The sequence below is a fragment of the Arthrobacter sp. SLBN-112 genome (assembly GCF_030944625.1).
Lineage (GTDB): Bacteria > Actinomycetota > Actinomycetes > Actinomycetales > Micrococcaceae > Arthrobacter.
In genome coordinates this window covers 448,304-463,705 of sequence record NZ_JAUSXY010000001.1, presented here as the reverse complement: position 1 = coordinate 463,705, position 15,402 = coordinate 448,304, and the positions used below count along the sequence as shown (strand labels likewise).

Annotated in this window: 15 protein-coding genes and 2 pseudogenes; 12 read left to right on the top strand and 5 right to left on the bottom strand. The window is 66.1% G+C overall.

Annotated elements, in window-relative coordinates; genetic code table 11:
* Positions 1 to 77: 77 nt before the first annotated feature.
* The 11 genes and pseudogenes from QF050_RS02195 to QF050_RS02145 all read left to right on the top strand — a co-directional run bounded on the left by QF050_RS02195 (position 78) and on the right by QF050_RS02145 (position 9,675).
* Complete coding sequence (locus QF050_RS02195; protein WP_308928948.1) at positions 78 to 1,604, top strand: alpha-N-arabinofuranosidase; 1,527 nt, start codon at positions 78 to 80, stop codon at positions 1,602 to 1,604.
* A gap of 59 nt (positions 1,605 to 1,663) precedes the next feature.
* Positions 1,664 to 2,251 (top strand): HhH-GPD-type base excision DNA repair protein, encoded by a 588-nt coding sequence (locus QF050_RS02190; protein ID WP_308928947.1) that lies wholly within the window; start codon positions 1,664 to 1,666, stop codon positions 2,249 to 2,251.
* Positions 2,251 to 3,255: a LacI family DNA-binding transcriptional regulator gene (locus tag QF050_RS02185; protein WP_307089580.1), complete on the top strand. Its 1,005-nt coding sequence runs from the start codon at positions 2,251 to 2,253 to the stop codon at positions 3,253 to 3,255. The genes QF050_RS02190 and QF050_RS02185 overlap by 1 nt, the downstream gene beginning before the upstream one ends.
* 87 nt (positions 3,256 to 3,342) lie before the next feature.
* Positions 3,343 to 3,645, top strand: a complete 303-nt coding sequence (locus QF050_RS02180; protein WP_307089582.1) for an urease subunit gamma — start codon at positions 3,343 to 3,345, stop codon at positions 3,643 to 3,645.
* A gap of 11 nt (positions 3,646 to 3,656) precedes the next feature.
* Positions 3,657 to 3,995 carry an urease subunit beta gene (locus QF050_RS02175; RefSeq protein WP_307089584.1) on the top strand — a complete coding sequence of 113 codons (339 nt, stop codon included), beginning with the start codon at positions 3,657 to 3,659 and terminating at the stop codon, positions 3,993 to 3,995.
* Positions 3,992 to 5,735: pseudogene (ureC, locus tag QF050_RS02170) on the top strand (urease subunit alpha). The gene QF050_RS02175 and the pseudogene ureC overlap by 4 nt, the downstream one beginning before the upstream one ends.
* A gap of 17 nt (positions 5,736 to 5,752) precedes the next feature.
* Positions 5,753 to 6,232, top strand: a complete 480-nt coding sequence (gene ureE / locus QF050_RS02165; protein ID WP_307089587.1) for an urease accessory protein UreE — start codon at positions 5,753 to 5,755, stop codon at positions 6,230 to 6,232.
* A 150-nt stretch (positions 6,233 to 6,382) separates the two neighbouring features.
* Entirely contained in the window at positions 6,383 to 7,048 is a 666-nt protein-coding gene (locus QF050_RS02160; RefSeq protein WP_307089588.1) for an urease accessory protein UreF, read from the top strand.
* Between the two features lie 25 nt (positions 7,049 to 7,073).
* Positions 7,074 to 7,691, top strand: a complete 618-nt coding sequence (gene ureG, locus QF050_RS02155; RefSeq protein ID WP_307089589.1) for an urease accessory protein UreG — start codon at positions 7,074 to 7,076, stop codon at positions 7,689 to 7,691.
* 122 nt (positions 7,692 to 7,813) lie between these two features.
* On the top strand, positions 7,814 to 8,644 hold the full coding sequence (locus QF050_RS02150; RefSeq protein WP_308928946.1) for an urease accessory protein UreD: 831 nt from the start codon (positions 7,814 to 7,816) through the stop codon (positions 8,642 to 8,644).
* A complete protein-coding gene (locus QF050_RS02145; RefSeq protein WP_308928945.1) occupies positions 8,644 to 9,675 on the top strand; it encodes a nickel transporter in 1,032 nt (343 codons plus the stop codon). Before QF050_RS02150 ends, QF050_RS02145 begins: the two co-directional genes overlap by 1 nt.
* A gap of 1 nt (position 9,676) precedes the next feature.
* Here the strand turns inward: QF050_RS02145 and QF050_RS02140 are convergent, their stop codons facing one another.
* From QF050_RS02140 to QF050_RS02120, 5 genes and pseudogenes are all read right to left on the bottom strand, one after another.
* On the bottom strand, positions 9,677 to 10,126 hold the full coding sequence (locus QF050_RS02140; RefSeq protein ID WP_308928944.1) for a transferase: 450 nt from the start codon (positions 10,124 to 10,126) through the stop codon (positions 9,677 to 9,679).
* Positions 10,127 to 10,239: 113 nt separating this feature from the next.
* Positions 10,240 to 10,899, bottom strand: coding sequence for a GntR family transcriptional regulator (locus tag QF050_RS02135; protein ID WP_308932075.1), 660 nt, complete (start codon positions 10,897 to 10,899; stop codon positions 10,240 to 10,242).
* Positions 10,900 to 11,017: 118 nt separating this feature from the next.
* Positions 11,018 to 12,029, bottom strand: a pseudogene (locus tag QF050_RS02130) (transketolase family protein).
* Positions 12,026 to 12,937, bottom strand: a complete 912-nt coding sequence (locus tag QF050_RS02125) for a transketolase (protein WP_308928943.1) — start codon at positions 12,935 to 12,937, stop codon at positions 12,026 to 12,028. Before QF050_RS02125 ends, QF050_RS02130 begins: the two are co-directional and overlap by 4 nt.
* Positions 12,938 to 12,976: 39 nt before the next feature.
* Positions 12,977 to 14,314, bottom strand: a complete 1,338-nt coding sequence (locus QF050_RS02120; RefSeq protein WP_308928942.1) for an MFS transporter — start codon at positions 14,312 to 14,314, stop codon at positions 12,977 to 12,979.
* A 186-nt stretch (positions 14,315 to 14,500) separates the two neighbouring features.
* Between QF050_RS02120 and QF050_RS02115 the strand changes: the two genes are divergently transcribed.
* Positions 14,501 to 15,325 carry a sugar phosphate isomerase/epimerase gene (locus tag QF050_RS02115; RefSeq protein ID WP_308928941.1) on the top strand — a complete coding sequence of 275 codons (825 nt, stop codon included), beginning with the start codon at positions 14,501 to 14,503 and terminating at the stop codon, positions 15,323 to 15,325.
* Positions 15,326 to 15,402 lie beyond the last annotated feature (77 nt).

Sequence of the window (15,402 nt, the reverse complement as noted above, 5' to 3'; positions counted from 1 at the left end):
ATGTCCCTTGACGCGCCGGACAGAACCGCAAACAATACTTCTATAACGTTGTAAAAATCTGAGACAAGGATGTTTTCGTGACCCCAGCAGAATCCACCCCGGCGACGATCACCATCGATCCCGCCTTCATAGTGGGCCCCGTCCGGCGGCGCACCTTCGGCGCCTTCGTGGAACACCTCGGGCGTTGCGTGTACACCGGGATCTTTGAGCCGGAACACCCCGACGCCGACGAGGACGGCTTCCGCAAGGACGTGCTTGAGCTGACCCGTGAACTGGGGGTCTCCACGGTGCGGTATCCCGGCGGCAACTTCGTCTCCGGATACCGCTGGGAGGACGGAATAGGGCCGGTGGACCAGCGGCCCGTCCGGCTGGACCTGGCCTGGCACTCCACCGACCCCAACTCCGTGGGCGTGGACGAGTTCGCCAAATGGTCCGCCAAGGCCGGCGTGGAACCCATGATGGCCGTGAACCTGGGCACCCGCGGCGTCCAGGAAGCCGTTGACCTGCTGGAGTACTGCAACATCGACGGCGGCACCGCACTCTCCGAGCAGCGCCGGGCCAACGGTGCCGCCAACGGCTACGGCATCAGGATGTGGTGCCTGGGCAACGAAATGGACGGACCCTGGCAGATCGGGCACAAGAACGCCCAGGAGTACGGCAGGCTGGCCGCGGACACCGCCCGCGGAATGCGCATGATCGACCCCGGCCTGGAGCTCGTGGCCTGCGGCAGCTCAGGACCCACCATGCCCACCTTCGGCGAGTGGGAGCGGGTGGTCCTCACCGAAACCTACGACGTGGTGGACCTGGTCTCCGCGCACCAGTACTTCGAAGACTCCGGCGACCTCCAGGAACACCTCGCCGCCGGGCACAAGATGGAAGCATTCATCCGCGACATAGTCAGCCACATCGACCATGTGAAGTCCGTCAGGAAGTCCTCCAAGCAGGTGAACATCTCCTTCGACGAGTGGAACGTCTGGCACATGAGCCGTGGCGAATCCAAGGTGCCCAGCGGCAACGACTGGCCGGTGGCCCCGGTCCTGCTGGAAGACACCTACACGGTGGCGGACGCCGTGGTGGTGGGGGACCTCCTGGTCACGCTGCTCCGCAACACCGACCGGGTCCATTCCGCGAGCCTGGCGCAACTGGTGAACGTCATCGCCCCCATCATGACCGAACCCGGCGGCCGGTCCTGGAAGCAGACCACCTTCCACCCGTTCGCCCTGACCTCCCGGCATGCGTCCGGCACCGTCCTGCAGCTCGCCGTCGAATCCCCCCTGGTCAGCGGCGGCACGACCGCCGGCTTCGCCGCGCTGTCCGCCGTCGCCACCTATGACGCGGCGAAGGGCGAGGCGGTGGTGTTCGCCGTCAACCGCTCCGCCACCGGAGCACTCACCCTGGATGCCGCCGTCGGCGGCCTGGGCAATGTCAGGGTGATCGAGGCGCTGACGTACTCCAACAAGGACCCCTACTGGCAGGCCACGGCCGACGATTCCAGCTCCGTCCTGCCGGCGGAGAACGTCACGGCCAAGACCGACGGCGGCCGGCTCACCGCCGAGCTTCCGGCCGTGTCCTGGTCCATGATCCGGCTCGCCGTGGAGGCCTGACCGGGCCCCGCACCAGGGCGGAGGCGCCCTTATGACGACGACGGCCCGCAGGTGGGAGGATGGACGGCATGGAACTGCACATCACGGGGGATCCCGCCGCGGACAAGTTGTTGAGTGAGGACGCCTTCGCCCTCCTGACCGGCATGCTGCTGGACCAGCAGGTGACGATGGAATCGGCCTTCGCCGGGCCCGAAAAGATCCGGAGCCGGATCGGATCCATGAAGCCCGAGGCCATTGCCGCGCACGATCCCGCCGCCTTTGTGGAGATGTTCAAGGAGCGCCCCGCCGTCCACCGCTTCCCCGGTTCCATGGCTGCCAGGGTGCAGGCGCTCGCCGAGGCTGTCCGGAACGAATGGGACGGCGACGCCGCAGCCATCTGGACCGAAGGCTCACCCGACGGCGCAGAGGTGCTGAAACGGCTCACGGCGCTGCCCGGCTTTGGGGAGCAGAAGGCAAAGATCTTCCTGGCCCTGCTGGGCAAGCAGCGTGGCCTTGAAGCGCCCGGGTGGCGGGAAGCGGCCGGGAATTACGGGGAAGAAGGCTCCTACCTGTCCGTGGCGGACATCGTGGACCCGGAATCCCTGGCCAAGGTGCGGGCCAGCAAGCAGGCGGCCAAGGCGGCGGCGAAGGCAGGAAAAGAACGTTAATGGCAGTCACCATGAACGACGTCGCCCGCGCGGCCGGCGTTTCGCTCAAAACGGTCTCGAATGTCCTGAACGACTACGAGTTCATCCGCCCGGCCACCAAGCAGCGCGTGCAGGACGCCATTGCCGAGCTGGGCTATGAGGCCAACCTCACCGCCCGCAGCCTGCGCTCAGGCAAGACGTCCATGCTGGGCCTGGTCTTCTCCGACCTCTCGGCACCCTATTACGCTGAACTGGCGTCACGGCTGATGAAGGCCGCATCACGACACGGCTACCGGGTGCTGGTGGAACAGTCCGGCGCTGACGCTTCCGTTGAACTCAGCGCCCTGCACGGGACGTTCCGGCAGCTCACCGACGGGCTGCTCTTTACGCCGCTGGTGGTGGACGCGGACGCCATCGCCGCCCGCGCCGGCACGAAACCCCTGGTGATGCTCGGCGAGCACATCATTGATCCCCGCTTCGACCTGGTCACCATGAAGAACGAGGAAGCCGCGGCTGCGCTGACCACGCACCTGCTGCAGGCCGGCCGCCGTCGTATTGCCGTCATTGGCGCCAACGCCGGGGAGTCCACCGGGACCGCGGGCCTGCGGATGAACGGGTACCGGAAGGCGCTGGAACAGGCGGGCGTCCCGTTCGACGCCGGACTGGTGGCCCCTGCTCAATGGCGCCGCGATACGGGTGCCGCCGCCGTTGCAGGCCTGATGGCATCGGGCGTCCAATTCGACGCCGTCTTCGGCCTGAACGACGTCCTGGCACTCGGCGCGATGCATGAACTGTTGATCCGGGGAGTCAACGTGCCGGGGGACGTGGCGGTGGCAGGCTTTGACGACATTGACGAGGCACGATTCGCGTCCCCGTCCCTGACCACTATCTCCCCGGGCATGGACGAGATCGCGGAGCGTTCGATCAGCCTGCTGCTGGACCGGATCGGCGGCCGCGAAACATCCGGGCAGGGCGTGCACGTGGAATCGGGGTTCGAGCTGAAGATCCGGGAGTCCGCGCCCTAGGTTCGGTCCGGATGATGGACCTGAAACGTGGCGGAAACGTGACCGGCTTAGGCTGGCAGCACACCCCAGGCCGTCGAAGGGAACCCCATGCATCTGATGCCGCGTGAGCAGGAAAAGCTCCTGATCGTGGTGGCCGCCGACCTCGCCCGCCGCCGCCAGGAGCGGGGACTAAAGCTGAACTACCCCGAAGCCGTCGCCATCATCAGCTACGAACTTATCGAGGGTGCCCGGGACGGCAGGACCGTCGCCGACCTCATGAGCTACGGCACCACGCTGCTGGGCCGTGACGACGTCATGGAAGGCGTGCCGGAGATGATCCATGACGTGCAGATCGAGGCCACCTTCCCTGACGGCACCAAGCTGGTCACCGTCCACAACCCGATCCGCTAAGGAGCGCCGCAATGATCCCAGGCGAGTACATCCTCCGGCCCGAACCCGTGACGGCGAACCCCGGCAGGGCGGCCATCGAGGTGGCGGTGACCAACACCGGCGACCGGCCCGTCCAGGTGGGCTCCCACTTCCACTTCGCCGAGGCCAACGCGGCATTGTCCTTTGACCGGGAGGCGGCCTACGGCCGGCGCCTGGACATTCCGGCAGGAACGGCCGCCCGGTTTGAGCCCGGCGACTCCCGCAGCGTGCGGCTGATCGAACTGGCCGGCTCGCGCGAGGTGTACGGGCTCAGCAACGCGGTCAACGGCAGGCTCGCCGGCCAGGGCAAGCCAGAGGACGGTGCCAAGTGAGCTTCGAGATTCCACGCCGGCAATACGCGGACCTGTACGGCCCCACCGCCGGGGACAAAATCCGCCTGGCCGACACCGACCTGTTTCTCGAGATCGAAAAAGACTTCACGGCCTACGGCGAGGAGGTGGTGTTCGGTGGCGGCAAGGTGATCCGCGACGGCATGGGCCAAAACGGCCAGGCCACCCGCGACCAGGACATCCCTGACACCGTCATCACCAACGCCGTCATCCTTGACTACACCGGCATCTACAAGGCCGACATCGCGCTCAAGGACGGCCACATCTTCCGCATCGGCAAGGCCGGCAACCCGCAGATCACGGACGGCGTGGACATCGTGATCGGCGCCAGCACCGAGATCATCGCCGGCGAGCGAAAGATCCTCACCGCCGGCGGCATCGACACCCACATCCACTTCATCTCCCCGGACCAGGTGCCCACCGCCCTGGCCAGCGGAGTGACCACCATGATCGGCGGCGGCACCGGCCCGGCCGAAGGCACCAAAGCCACCACGGTGACCCCCGGAAAATGGCACATCCAGCGGATGCTGCAGGCAGCTGAAGGACTGCCCGTGAACATCGGCCTCTTCGGCAAAGGCCACGCGTCCGCCGTCGAACCCCTCGCCGAGCAGATCCGTGCCGGCGCCATCGGCCTGAAGGTTCACGAGGACTGGGGTTCCACCACTTCCTCGATCGATACCTCCCTCACCGTCGCTGACGAATACGACGTCCAGGTGGCCATCCACACCGACACCCTGAACGAGTGCGGCTTCGTGGAGGACACCATCCGCGCCATCAACGGCCGGGTGATCCACACCTTCCACACCGAAGGCGCCGGCGGCGGACACGCACCGGACATCATCAAGATCGCGGGCATGCCCAACGTCCTGCCCGCCTCCACCAACCCCACGCTGCCCTACACCCGCAACACCATCGAAGAGCACCTGGACATGCTGATGGTCTGCCACCACCTCAACCCGGACATCCCCGAGGACGTGGCCTTCGCCGATTCCCGCATCCGCGCCGAGACCATCGCCGCCGAGGACGTCCTGCAGGACCTGGGCATCTTCTCCATCACCTCCTCCGACTCCCAGGCCATGGGCCGGGTGGGCGAGGTGATCACCCGCACGTGGCAGGTGGCGGACAAGATGAAGAAGCAGCGCGGCGTCCTGGAAGAGGCCGACGGCGGAACCGGCCCGGGCGCCCACGGCTCGCCAGGCAGCGACAACTTCCGGCTGAAGCGGTACGTGGCCAAGTACACGATCAACCCGGCCATCGCGCAGGGCATCGCGGACTCGGTGGGCTCCGTGGAGGTGGGCAAGTTCGCCGACCTGGTCCTCTGGGACCCGGCCTTCTTTGGCGTCAAACCGGAACTGGTGCTTAAGGGCGGGCAGATCGCCTACGCATTGATGGGGGACTCCAACGGGTCCATTCCCACGCCGCAGCCGCGCACCATGCGGCCCATGTTCGCCACGTTCGGCAAGGCAATGCAGCAGTCCTCCATCACCTTCCTGTCCCAGGCCGCCATCGACGCCGGCGTGCCCGAAGAACTGGGGCTGGAGAAGGTCATCCGGCCCGTCTCCGGCATCCGCACCCTCACCAAAGCCGACCTCAAATACAATGACGCAACCCCGGACATCCAGGTGGACCCGGAAACCTACCAAGTGACGGTCGACGGCGAGGACGTCACCTGCGAGCCGTCCGACGTCCTGCGCCATGGCGCAGCGCTACTTCCTGTTCTAGAGCACCGGAGAAACCACGTGATCATCGACAAAGTCCTCGGCAACCTGCACGAGCTGCCGGACCCCGAAGCGTACGCCGGCCTGCACCAGGAAAAAGTGGTCCTGCCCAGCGCCCAGCTGGTCAAACGCATCCAGCGCGCCACCACCGACCACGGCAAGGAAATCGGCATCCGCCTCCCCTCCGGCTCCGGTGACCTCCGCGACGGCGACATCCTCCACGTGGAGGAATCCAACATGATCGTGGTGTCAGTCCTGCCCACCGACGTCCTGGTCATCGCACCCCGCACCATCTCCGAAATGGGCGTCACCGCACACTCCCTGGGCAACCGGCACCTCCAGGCACAGTTCTTCGACGCGTCCTCCGAATACGGGGCCGAGGTCATGGTGTGCGCCTACGACCACACCGTCGAGGACTACCTCCGCCACAACTCCGTGCCCTACACCCGCCAGGAACGCGTGCTCCCTGTGCCTTTCCGCCATGCTGAACACTCGCACTGACTCCGCGCCTTCGGCTCCTTCGGTGGGTGCCGGCGCGGGGGCTTCGGCGGGTGATAGGGGCCGTGCCCGCTTCGCGGTGCCCACCACGCCGCGGCCCCTATCACCCGCCTCCGCCCAGTTGGGCGCGTACGTCGCCTTGGGGTCGCGGTTATGAGTTATCAGCTTGCTCTTCAGCAGCTCACTGATTCTGCGCTTCCTACTGGGGCCTTCGCGCACTCGCTTGGGTTTGAGACCTATGTCGACGCCGGTGTTGTCGCTGATGAGGCTGGTTTTGGGGCTTGGTTGTCCGCGTTCATCTCGCAGTCGCTGACTTATTCCGATGGGCTTGCCATTCGGTTCCTTTATGAGGGGGCTGATGTTGGTGAGCTGGATGGTCTTCTTTCTGCTTCTCTTTTGCCGCGGCAGGTTCGTGAGGCGAGCTGCAAGATGGGGCTTCGGTTGCTGGAAATCGGCGCTGAGGTGTTTCCGTCGGCCGAGCTCGCACTGTATCGGGACCTGGTGACCACGGGCCGGGCCGCCGGGCACCAGCCGCTCGCGTTCGCCGTCGTCGCCCGCTCACTGGGCGTTCCGCCCCAGGAGGCGCTCGCCGCCTACCTCTTCGCCACCGTCACCTCCCTGACACAGAACGCCGTGCGGGCCATTCCGCTGGGCCAGAACGCCGGGCAGCGGGTGCTGCGGAAAGCGCACGACGACGTCGCTGCCGCCATCGACACCATCGCGCACCTCACGCCGGACGACTTCGGCGCCGTCAGCCCCGGGCTGGAAATTTCACAAATGCGGCACGAACGCCAGCGTGCCCGGATGTTCATGAGCTAGCTGTGCTTTCGATTCAGGAGGAAAAATGAGCGAACCCATCAAAATCGGCATCGGCGGACCCGTGGGAGCCGGCAAAACCCAGCTCGTGGAGCGACTCACACGGCACATGAGTGCCGAGATCTCCATGGCCGCCATCACCAACGACATCTACACCATCGAGGACGCCAAGATCCTAGCCGCCAACGGCATCCTCCCCGTGGACCGGATCATCGGCGTCGAAACCGGCGGCTGCCCGCACACCGCCATCCGCGAAGACACCTCCATGAACACCGCCGCCATCGAGGAACTCAAAACCCGCCACCCCGACCTGCAGGTGATCTTCGTCGAATCCGGCGGCGACAACCTCTCCGCCACCTTCAGCCCCGAACTCGTGGACTTCTCCATCTACATCATCGACGTGGCCCAGGGCGAAAAAATCCCCCGCAAAGCAGGCCAGGGCATGATCAAGTCCGACCTCTTCATCATCAACAAAACCGACCTCGCACCCCACGTCGGCGCAGATTTGTCAGTCATGGAGCGGGATTCCAAGGAGTTCAGGGGCAACAAGCCGTTCTGTTTCACCAACCTGAAAACGGACGAGGGCCTCGACAAGGTCATCGACTGGATCCGCCACGACGTCCTGATGCTCGACCTGGCTTCATGAGTACGACGGCGGGAGCGCCACCGGCGGCTTCACCGTATGTAAGGGGCCGTGCCCGCTTCGCGGTGCCCACCACGACGCGGCCCCTTACATCCGGCTCCGCCGCCTCAGCGGATACGTCACCTATGGGGCGGCTTGAGCTGGGCGTCAGTTCCCGAGGTGGCCGTTCGTTTGCGTCGCATCAGTTCCATGAGGGGGCTCTTCGGGTACTCCGTCCCCACTATCTCGATGACTCCGGGCAGGTTTGCTACGTCGTCGTGAACCCTGGCGGGGCTTATCTTGGGGCCGATCTCTTTCTTGTTGATGTTGAGGTCCATGACGGTGCTTCTCTGCTTTTGACCACCCAATCGGCTACCAAGGTTTACCGGACTCCCGGGTCCTTTGCCGAGCAGCGGATGGGGGTGCGGCTGGGGGAGGGGGCGCGGCTTGAACTCATGCCGGACCAGCTCATCGCCTACCGGGAGGCCAGCTACCGGCAACGGACCTCCGTGACGCTGCGGCCGTCGTCGTCCCTGGTCATGGCTGAGGTGGTCACTCCTGGCTGGTCGCCGGACGGTTCCGCTTTCGGGTATGAGGAAGTGCGGCTGCGCAACGAAATCCGCGTCGAAACGGACGGCGGTAGCCACCTGCTGGCGCTGGACAACCTGCTGATCCGGCCGCCGCTGCACGACGTCACCGGACTCGGTTTCATGGAAGGCTACAGCCACGTCGGGTCGCTGGTGGTGGTGGATGCGCGCGTGGACCAGGTGCTCGCCGACGAGCTGCACGGGCTCACCGCCGGCCGCGAAGCGTTGACCGGCATCTCGCTCACCCGCCCTGTTGCGGGGACTGCCGGCCTGGTGCTGCGGAGCCTTTCCAACAGCACGGACGAACTGAACCGGCTGCTCCGATCCTGCACCGACCTGCTGCGCGGACGCTGGAGCGGCCAAGGGCCGCTGGACCTGAGGAAGCACTGATGACCAGCATCGCCGCGCTCTACCGGGGCCGTGACTCGCTGCCGCTGCGGACCCGGGTGCTGTTCACTTTCGGTGCGGTGGCCGCCCTGCATGCCGCCGCCGTCGTCCTCCTGCTCGCCGGAACCATCAACGGCCGTGGACAGCCGCTGACCTGGGGCCTGGTCCTCACCGCCTACCTGGCTGGCGTGAAGCACAGTTACGACTGGGACCACCTCGCCGCCATCGACAACTCCACCCGCAAGTTCGCGGCGCAGCGGCAGGACCCTGTGAGCGTGGGATTCGCGTTCAGCCTGGGGCACAGCTCGGTGGTGACCCTCGCAGGGGTACTGGTTATTGCCGGAGCGTCCTTGGCGGGCGGACTGATGCAGGACGGTTCAACAGGCAATCTTGTCCTGGGCCTGATCGGCAGCGGCGTGTCCGGCCTGTTCCTGCTGGCCATGGGACTGTTCAACGGCTCCGCCTTCGCACGTTCTGCCGGCGGCTACCTGCGCGCCCGCAACGGTGCCGCCGTCGACCTCCGGGACTTGGAGCCGCGGGGCCTGGTGGCCCGTCTGCTCGCCCGGCCGCTGTCCAGGGTGCGGCGGCCGCGGAACATCTACGTGATCGGGTTCCTGTTCGGCTTGGGCTTTGACACCGCCACCACTATCGGGCTGCTGATGATGACGACGGCGGCCTCCCTGGCCGGGGTGCCGCCGTTCGCGTTGCTCGCGCTGCCACTTGCCTTCGCTGCCGCGATGACCCTGTGCGACTCGGTGAACGGCATGGCCATGATGCGGATGTACCGCTCCGCGTTGGACCACCCCCGGCGGAGGCTTGGTTTCAACGCACTGGTTACGGGCATCTCAGCGGTTTCCGCCCTGTTCATTGCCGTGATCACGCTGGGCGGTTTCCTGCATGCCGCGTTCTCCCTTGACGACCCAGTGACGGGGTGGCTCGGATCGATCGACCTGGGCGATGCCGGCCTGGTGCTGGTGGCGTTGTTGCTGGCGGCGTGGGCCGGGGCGGCGCTGAAACAGCGGAAAGCAGGTTGACTCAGGCAGCCATCCCGCCCCTGGTTTTCCGGTGCGGCCGGTGTCTTGCCGCTGCCAGGCGTGAGTGTTCCCCGGCGAGGACTTCGCTGCCGTCGGGCACCGTGCTGTCCGTCACCAGGTGTGCGCCGTGCTCCACCAGGACGCTGGAGCCGATCCTGGAATGGCTGCCAATATGCACCCGGTTGCCGATGACCGTGCCGCGGCCGATGCGCACACCGTCGCCGATCACGGTCCGGTCCCCGATCCGTGCGTCACGGTCAATCCAGCTGCCATGCCCGATCCTGCAGCCTGAACCCACCTGCGCACCGTGTTCCACGTAAGTCATGGGGCCGATCCGGGCGCTCTCGGCCACTTTCGCTCCTGGAGCGATGAGCCCGCCGCCGTTGTCGTGGCGGGCATACCGGGTGACCTTCCCGGCGTCGTCCTCAACTGACACAAACTTTGCGGTCATACCGTCCCTCGTTAACGCTGCGGCACTCTACCGCACAGTAGGTTAACGGCCGGGAGGGTTTTGGGATTCCCAAACAGGCACAGGCTGGGTGGTTTTGGTGCCGCCGCGGGGAGTCACGCCACGAGGTTGGCGGCGGCGGTGTCCATGTGTTCCAGGATGGTTTTCCGTGCCAGCGCGGCATCGCCGGTATCGATGGCGGCGACGATGTCCTTGTGCCGGTCCACGCTCATGTTGCTGACACCCTTTTCCAGGCCGGCGAACATGATGGACATCCGGATGGAGCCCTCCAGCGATTCCCAGGAGTGGAGGAGCGTTTCGTTTCCGGTGAGGCGGCAGAGGGTGCGGTGGAATTCGAGGTCGGATTCGATCCGTTCCTCGAGGGTGCCGCCGGCGGCGGCCGCCATGGCGTCGATGGCCTTGTGCAGGGACCCGGTGACCTGCTGCCGGTCCGGCAGTTCGCATAAAGTCCGGGCGGCCAACGACTCCAGGGCGGCGCGGACGGAGTAGATGTCGCGGATTTCCTTCTCGTCCAGGTGCCGGACCGAGAGCCGGCCGCGGGGTCCGGCGGACAGCAGGCCTTCCTGCTCCAGCTGGCGGAGGGCCTCCCGCAGGGTGCCGCGGCTGATCTGCAGCATCTCGGACAGTTCGGTTTCCACCAGGTGCCGGCCGGGTTCCAGTTCACCACTGGTGATGGCGGTCCGCAGTGCGGAGAGCGCCTGCTCGCGCAGGCTCTTCTTTTCCAGTCCCAGCAGCGGGGCGGTCAGTCCGGCCATGGCTTCTGTCCTCAATGTCATAAGTCGACTGTTTACAGTCGGTAGTGGTTCCGATAGTACGGCAGAAAGCACGGCTCCGGCGGGACCGGTGCCGTGCTTTCACCATCTCCTTGTATCCCTAGCCGAGTTCGGCGAGGACCTTGGCCACGATGCGGTCAACGGCCAGGCCGTAGCGGTCATGCAGTGTGGGCAGCGCGCCGGCGTCAAGGAACTGGTCGGGAAGTGCCACAGGCACCACGCGCTTACCCAGGCCCGCGGTGACGACGGCGGAGGCGACGGTTTCGAACAGGCCGCCCACCACGGAGTGGTTTTCCAGGGTGACGGCGAGGCGGTCCGTGTTGATCTCCGCAAGGACGGTTTCGGCGTCGAACGGCTTGATGGTGGGGGTGTGCACGACGGCGACGTCCACGTTGTGTGCCGCCAGGGCCTTGGCTGCCTGGAGGGCGCGCATGGTCATCAGCCCTGAGGAGATGAACACGACGTCGTTGCCGCCGCGGAGGACCTTGGCTTTGCCGAGTTCGAAGGTGTAGCCGTACTCGTCCAGGACGGTGGGCACGTTGCCGCGCAGCAGGCGCAGGTAGGTGGGGCCTTCGGACGCGGCCAGCTGTGGCACGGCCTGTTCGATGTCCACCGAATCGCAGGGGTCAACAATGGTCAGGTTGGGCATGCCGCGGAAGATCGCCATGTCCTCGGTGGCTTGGTGGCTGGGGCCATAGCCGGTGGTCAGGCCGGGGAGGCCGCCCACGATGTTGACGTTCAGGTTCGGTTCGGCAGCGTCCAGGCACAGGAAGTCGTAGGCCCGGCGGGGCGGCGAACACCGAGTAGGTGGACGCGAACGGCACCAGGCCGGACTCGGCCAGGCCTGCGGCGGCGCCGAAGAGCAGTTGCTCGGCCATGCCCATCTGGAAGAACCGCTCCGGGAAGGCCTTGGCGAAGATATGCATGTCCGTGTACTTGCCCAGGTCAGCGGTAAGGCCAACGATCTTGTCGTTTTCCTGCGCGGCCTTGACCAGGGCGTGCCCGAACGGTGCGGAGGAGGTCTTCTGCCCGGGGTCGGCGAAGGAGGCGATCATCGCCGAGGTCTTCAGCTTCGGCTTGGCGGGCGTGGCCGTCGTCGTGGTGGTGCTCATGCTGAAGCCTTTCCTTCGTAGCCGGCGGTGAGCTGCTCGCGGCAGGTCTGCCATTCGTGTTCTTCGATGCGCATAAAGTGCGCTTTTTCGCGGTCCTCCAGCAGCGGGACGCCGCGGCCCACCTTCGTGTCGCACAGGATCACGGAGGGGCGTCCGACGGCGGCGGCCTGGGCGGCTGCGTTGTCGAACGCTGCCAGCAGCGCGGCGACGTCGTTTCCGTCCACGCGCTGGGTGTACCACCCGAACGATTCCCACTTTTCGGTGACGGGCTCGGTGCGGAGCACGGTGTCCGTTTTGCCGTCGGCCTGCAGGGCGTTGATGTCCACCATGGCGGTGAGGTTGCCCAGCTGGTGGTGGTGTGCGCCCATGGCAGCCTCCCAGGTCGAGCCTTCGTCCAGTTCGCCGTCGGAGAGGAAGTTGAACACCCGGGCGCCGGATCCCTGGTAGCGCAGGCCCAGGGCCATGCCCACGGCGATGGTCAGGCCGTGGCCCAGGGAGCCGCCCGAGATTTCCATACCGGGGGTGTAGGTGGACATGCCGGACATCGGCAGCCGCGAATCATCGGAGCCGTAGGTTTCCAGCTCCTCGACCGGGACGATCCCTGCCTCTGCCAGGGCCGCGTAGTGGCCGATGGCGTAGTGCCCGGTGGAGAGGAGGAACCGGTCGCGGGCTTCCCAGTGCGGGTCCTCGGCGCGGAATGTCAGCTGGTCACCGTAGACGGTGGCGAGCATGTCCGCCGCGCCGAGGGCCTGGCCCACGTAGCCCTGGCCCTGGACCTCGCCCATGTTCAGGGCGTGGTGCCGGATGCGGTACGCGGCGGCGCTGATCTTGTCCACCCGTTCCGGGGTCACCGCAGTCTGCAGCGTCTGTCCCTGCGGGGCGGCGTCCTGGACGGTATCTGTAGGCATTGCTTGCTCCGTGATTCTCTGGTGCGTCGTGGTGGTCATTCAGGCGTTGACGGTGTTGGGGGTGCTTTTGGTGGCTTCGTCAGCCAGCTGGCGCTCCCGCTTGCCCCAGGTTTCCCGGGTGGCGATAGCGGCCCAGAGTCCGATCAGGGCGTAGGCGCCGAAGAGCAGTGCCGGTCCCATCCAGCCGAAGCTGACGAACAGCAGGGTGGTGATGAACGGCGTGAAGCCGGAGACCATGGCGGAGATCTGGTAGGCCAGGCTGGCGCCGGAGGCACGGGTCTTGGCTTGGAAGAGCTCGGGGAACCATGCTCCCTGGGCGCCGGCCAGTGAGTTCTGGCAGACCGCGTAGGAGATCACGATGGTGAGGATGATGGCGATGAACAGGCCGGTGTTGACCAGAAGGAACATCGGGATCGCGAACAGCGCGGCGAAGGCCGTGGACCAGACGTACAGGGGGCGGCGGCCGATGCGGTCTGTCAGCGCAGCCCAGGCCTGGGTGGCGAAGATGCCGATGGCCGAGGCGATGCAGAGGGCGACCAGGGTCTGGGTCTTGTCCGCCAGGTGCTGGCTGTTGAGGTAGGAAATCATGTAGGTGATGGAGACGGCGTAGCCGGCGGTCTCGGCGATGCGCAGGCCGATGCCCTTGACGATGTTGCGCCAGTCCGTCTTGATGACCTCGACGATGGGCGCCTTGACGATGGTGCCGCTGTTCTTGACCTCGTCGAACACGGGGGATTCGGGAACCTTGGACCGGATGATCAGGCCCACGATCACCAGCAGGATGCTGGAGAGGAACGGGATGCGCCAGGCAAGTTCCCCACCGAGGCCGGCGCTCGCGAGGAAGGTCAGGTTGGCCAGCAGCAGGCCTACGGGGAAGCCGGCCTGGACGATGCCGGTGAACTTGCCCTTGCTCTTCCACGGCGCGTGCTCGTAGCTCATCAGGATGGCACCGCCCCACTCCGCGCCGAAGGCCAGGCCCTGGACGATGCGGACAAAGACCAGCAGTGCCGGGGCCAGCAGGCCGACAGCGGCGTAGGTGGGAAGCAGGCCGATGGCGAACGTTGCCAGGCCCATCAGGATCAGCGAGGCGACCAGGACGGGCTTGCGGCCCACCTTGTCACCGAGGTGGCCGCCGATGATGCCGCCCAGCGGGCGGGCGGCGAAGCCGACGCCGAGGGTGGCGAAGGACGCGAGGGTTCCCGTGACGGGATCGCTCCCGGGGAAGAAAGCCGTGCCGAAGTACAGTGCGGCAGCGGTGCCGAAGCCGATGAAGTCATAGGTCTCAATCACGGCTCCCACGCCGGATCCGATGGCAACTCGCCGGGCGTCCTTGGTGCCGTGGACCGGACCGCGCATGGTCAGAGCATCTTTGCTCATGGTGGTTCCCTTTCGAAAAGCGGCTGAAGGAAGTCCGCCGCTGTCGACTGTTAACAAATGATATGTCCCAGTGTGACCCGCATCATCTTTACTGTCAACAGTCAACTTTGAGGGTTGACTGTTGACAGTTAACTTCGATACTGTGGTGACCGTCACTACCGCCCGGCACGAACCAAAGGATCAACGATGTTCCACTCCAGACTTGGGTGCTCGTCTATCAGCTTCCGGCACCAGGACCTGGGCAGTGCCCTGCGCACCATGAAGGGACTGGGTTTCGAGGAGATCGATCTGGGCGCCCTGCCCGGTGTGTGCGATCACGTACCCTACGATCTGGACGCGGCGGCCGTGGCCTCGGTATCCGCCGAGGTCAACGCCTCCGGTCTCCGGGCGCGTTCGGTGAACGGCGACGTGGGGGACCTCAACAGGGTGCTGGACGCCGACGGCCAGGGTGCGCGGCAACGCCACCTCGACGCCCTGCTCACCCTGACCGCCAATATCGGCGCGAAAGCGCTTGTCCTCCCGTGCGGCGCCCTGGACCACGACCCTGTCAGGAGCGTGGACGAGGACCTGGACCTCATCGCCGGCCAGCTCATCGATGCGGCCGAACGCGCTGCCGGGTTCGGCGTCGAGCTCTGGACTGAATCGCTGCACTTCCTGCGATTCTGCTGGAACCTGGAACGCGCCGGACTGCTGGCGGACCGGCTGGCCGGATCCGGCGTCGGAATCGTCATGGACTTCAGCCACATCGTGGCGTCCGGCGAGGACATCCAGGCCTACCTGGACCGGCACGCCCGACGCATCAGCCACGTCCACCTGCGCGATGCCGTACCAGGGAACATCAACCTCAGCATCGGCAATGGGAACGCCGACTTCGCCGGCGGCCTGAAACGGCTCGCCGCCGACGGCTACACCGGCCACTTCTCGCTCGAACTGGAAACCCGGGACATCACCAACGACGAACGCCCTGCGGCCGCCGCCAAGGCAGCCAGCTTCATCACCGACCTCATCTGAGCCCCACCTGCGTAGATGCCGTTGGGGACCCCATAACGACAACTACGTTAGCCCCTGCCGGCGAGGGCCCCGACCTG

Excerpts from the sequence above, each read along its gene's own strand:
- QF050_RS02175 (WP_307089584.1), top strand. The coding sequence starts at position 3,657 with ATGATCCCAGGCGAGTACATCCTCCGGCCCGAACCCGTGACGGCGAAC.
- ureG (WP_307089589.1), top strand. The coding sequence starts at position 7,074 with ATGAGCGAACCCATCAAAATCGGCATCGGCGGACCCGTGGGAGCCGGC.
- QF050_RS02145 (WP_308928945.1), top strand. The coding sequence starts at position 8,644 with ATGACCAGCATCGCCGCGCTCTACCGGGGCCGTGACTCGCTGCCGCTG.
- QF050_RS02150 (WP_308928946.1), top strand. The coding sequence starts at position 7,814 with ATGGGGCGGCTTGAGCTGGGCGTCAGTTCCCGAGGTGGCCGTTCGTTT.
- QF050_RS02185 (WP_307089580.1), top strand. The coding sequence starts at position 2,251 with ATGGCAGTCACCATGAACGACGTCGCCCGCGCGGCCGGCGTTTCGCTC.
- QF050_RS02140 (WP_308928944.1), bottom strand. The coding sequence starts at position 10,126 with ATGACCGCAAAGTTTGTGTCAGTTGAGGACGACGCCGGGAAGGTCACC.
- QF050_RS02160 (WP_307089588.1), top strand. The coding sequence starts at position 6,383 with ATGAGTTATCAGCTTGCTCTTCAGCAGCTCACTGATTCTGCGCTTCCT.
- QF050_RS02115 (WP_308928941.1), top strand. The coding sequence starts at position 14,501 with ATGTTCCACTCCAGACTTGGGTGCTCGTCTATCAGCTTCCGGCACCAG.
- QF050_RS02180 (WP_307089582.1), top strand. The coding sequence starts at position 3,343 with ATGCATCTGATGCCGCGTGAGCAGGAAAAGCTCCTGATCGTGGTGGCC.
- QF050_RS02135 (WP_308932075.1), bottom strand. The coding sequence starts at position 10,899 with ATGGCCGGACTGACCGCCCCGCTGCTGGGACTGGAAAAGAAGAGCCTG.
- QF050_RS02190 (WP_308928947.1), top strand. The coding sequence starts at position 1,664 with ATGGACGGCATGGAACTGCACATCACGGGGGATCCCGCCGCGGACAAG.
- QF050_RS02120 (WP_308928942.1), bottom strand. The coding sequence starts at position 14,314 with ATGAGCAAAGATGCTCTGACCATGCGCGGTCCGGTCCACGGCACCAAG.
- QF050_RS02125 (WP_308928943.1), bottom strand. The coding sequence starts at position 12,937 with ATGCCTACAGATACCGTCCAGGACGCCGCCCCGCAGGGACAGACGCTG.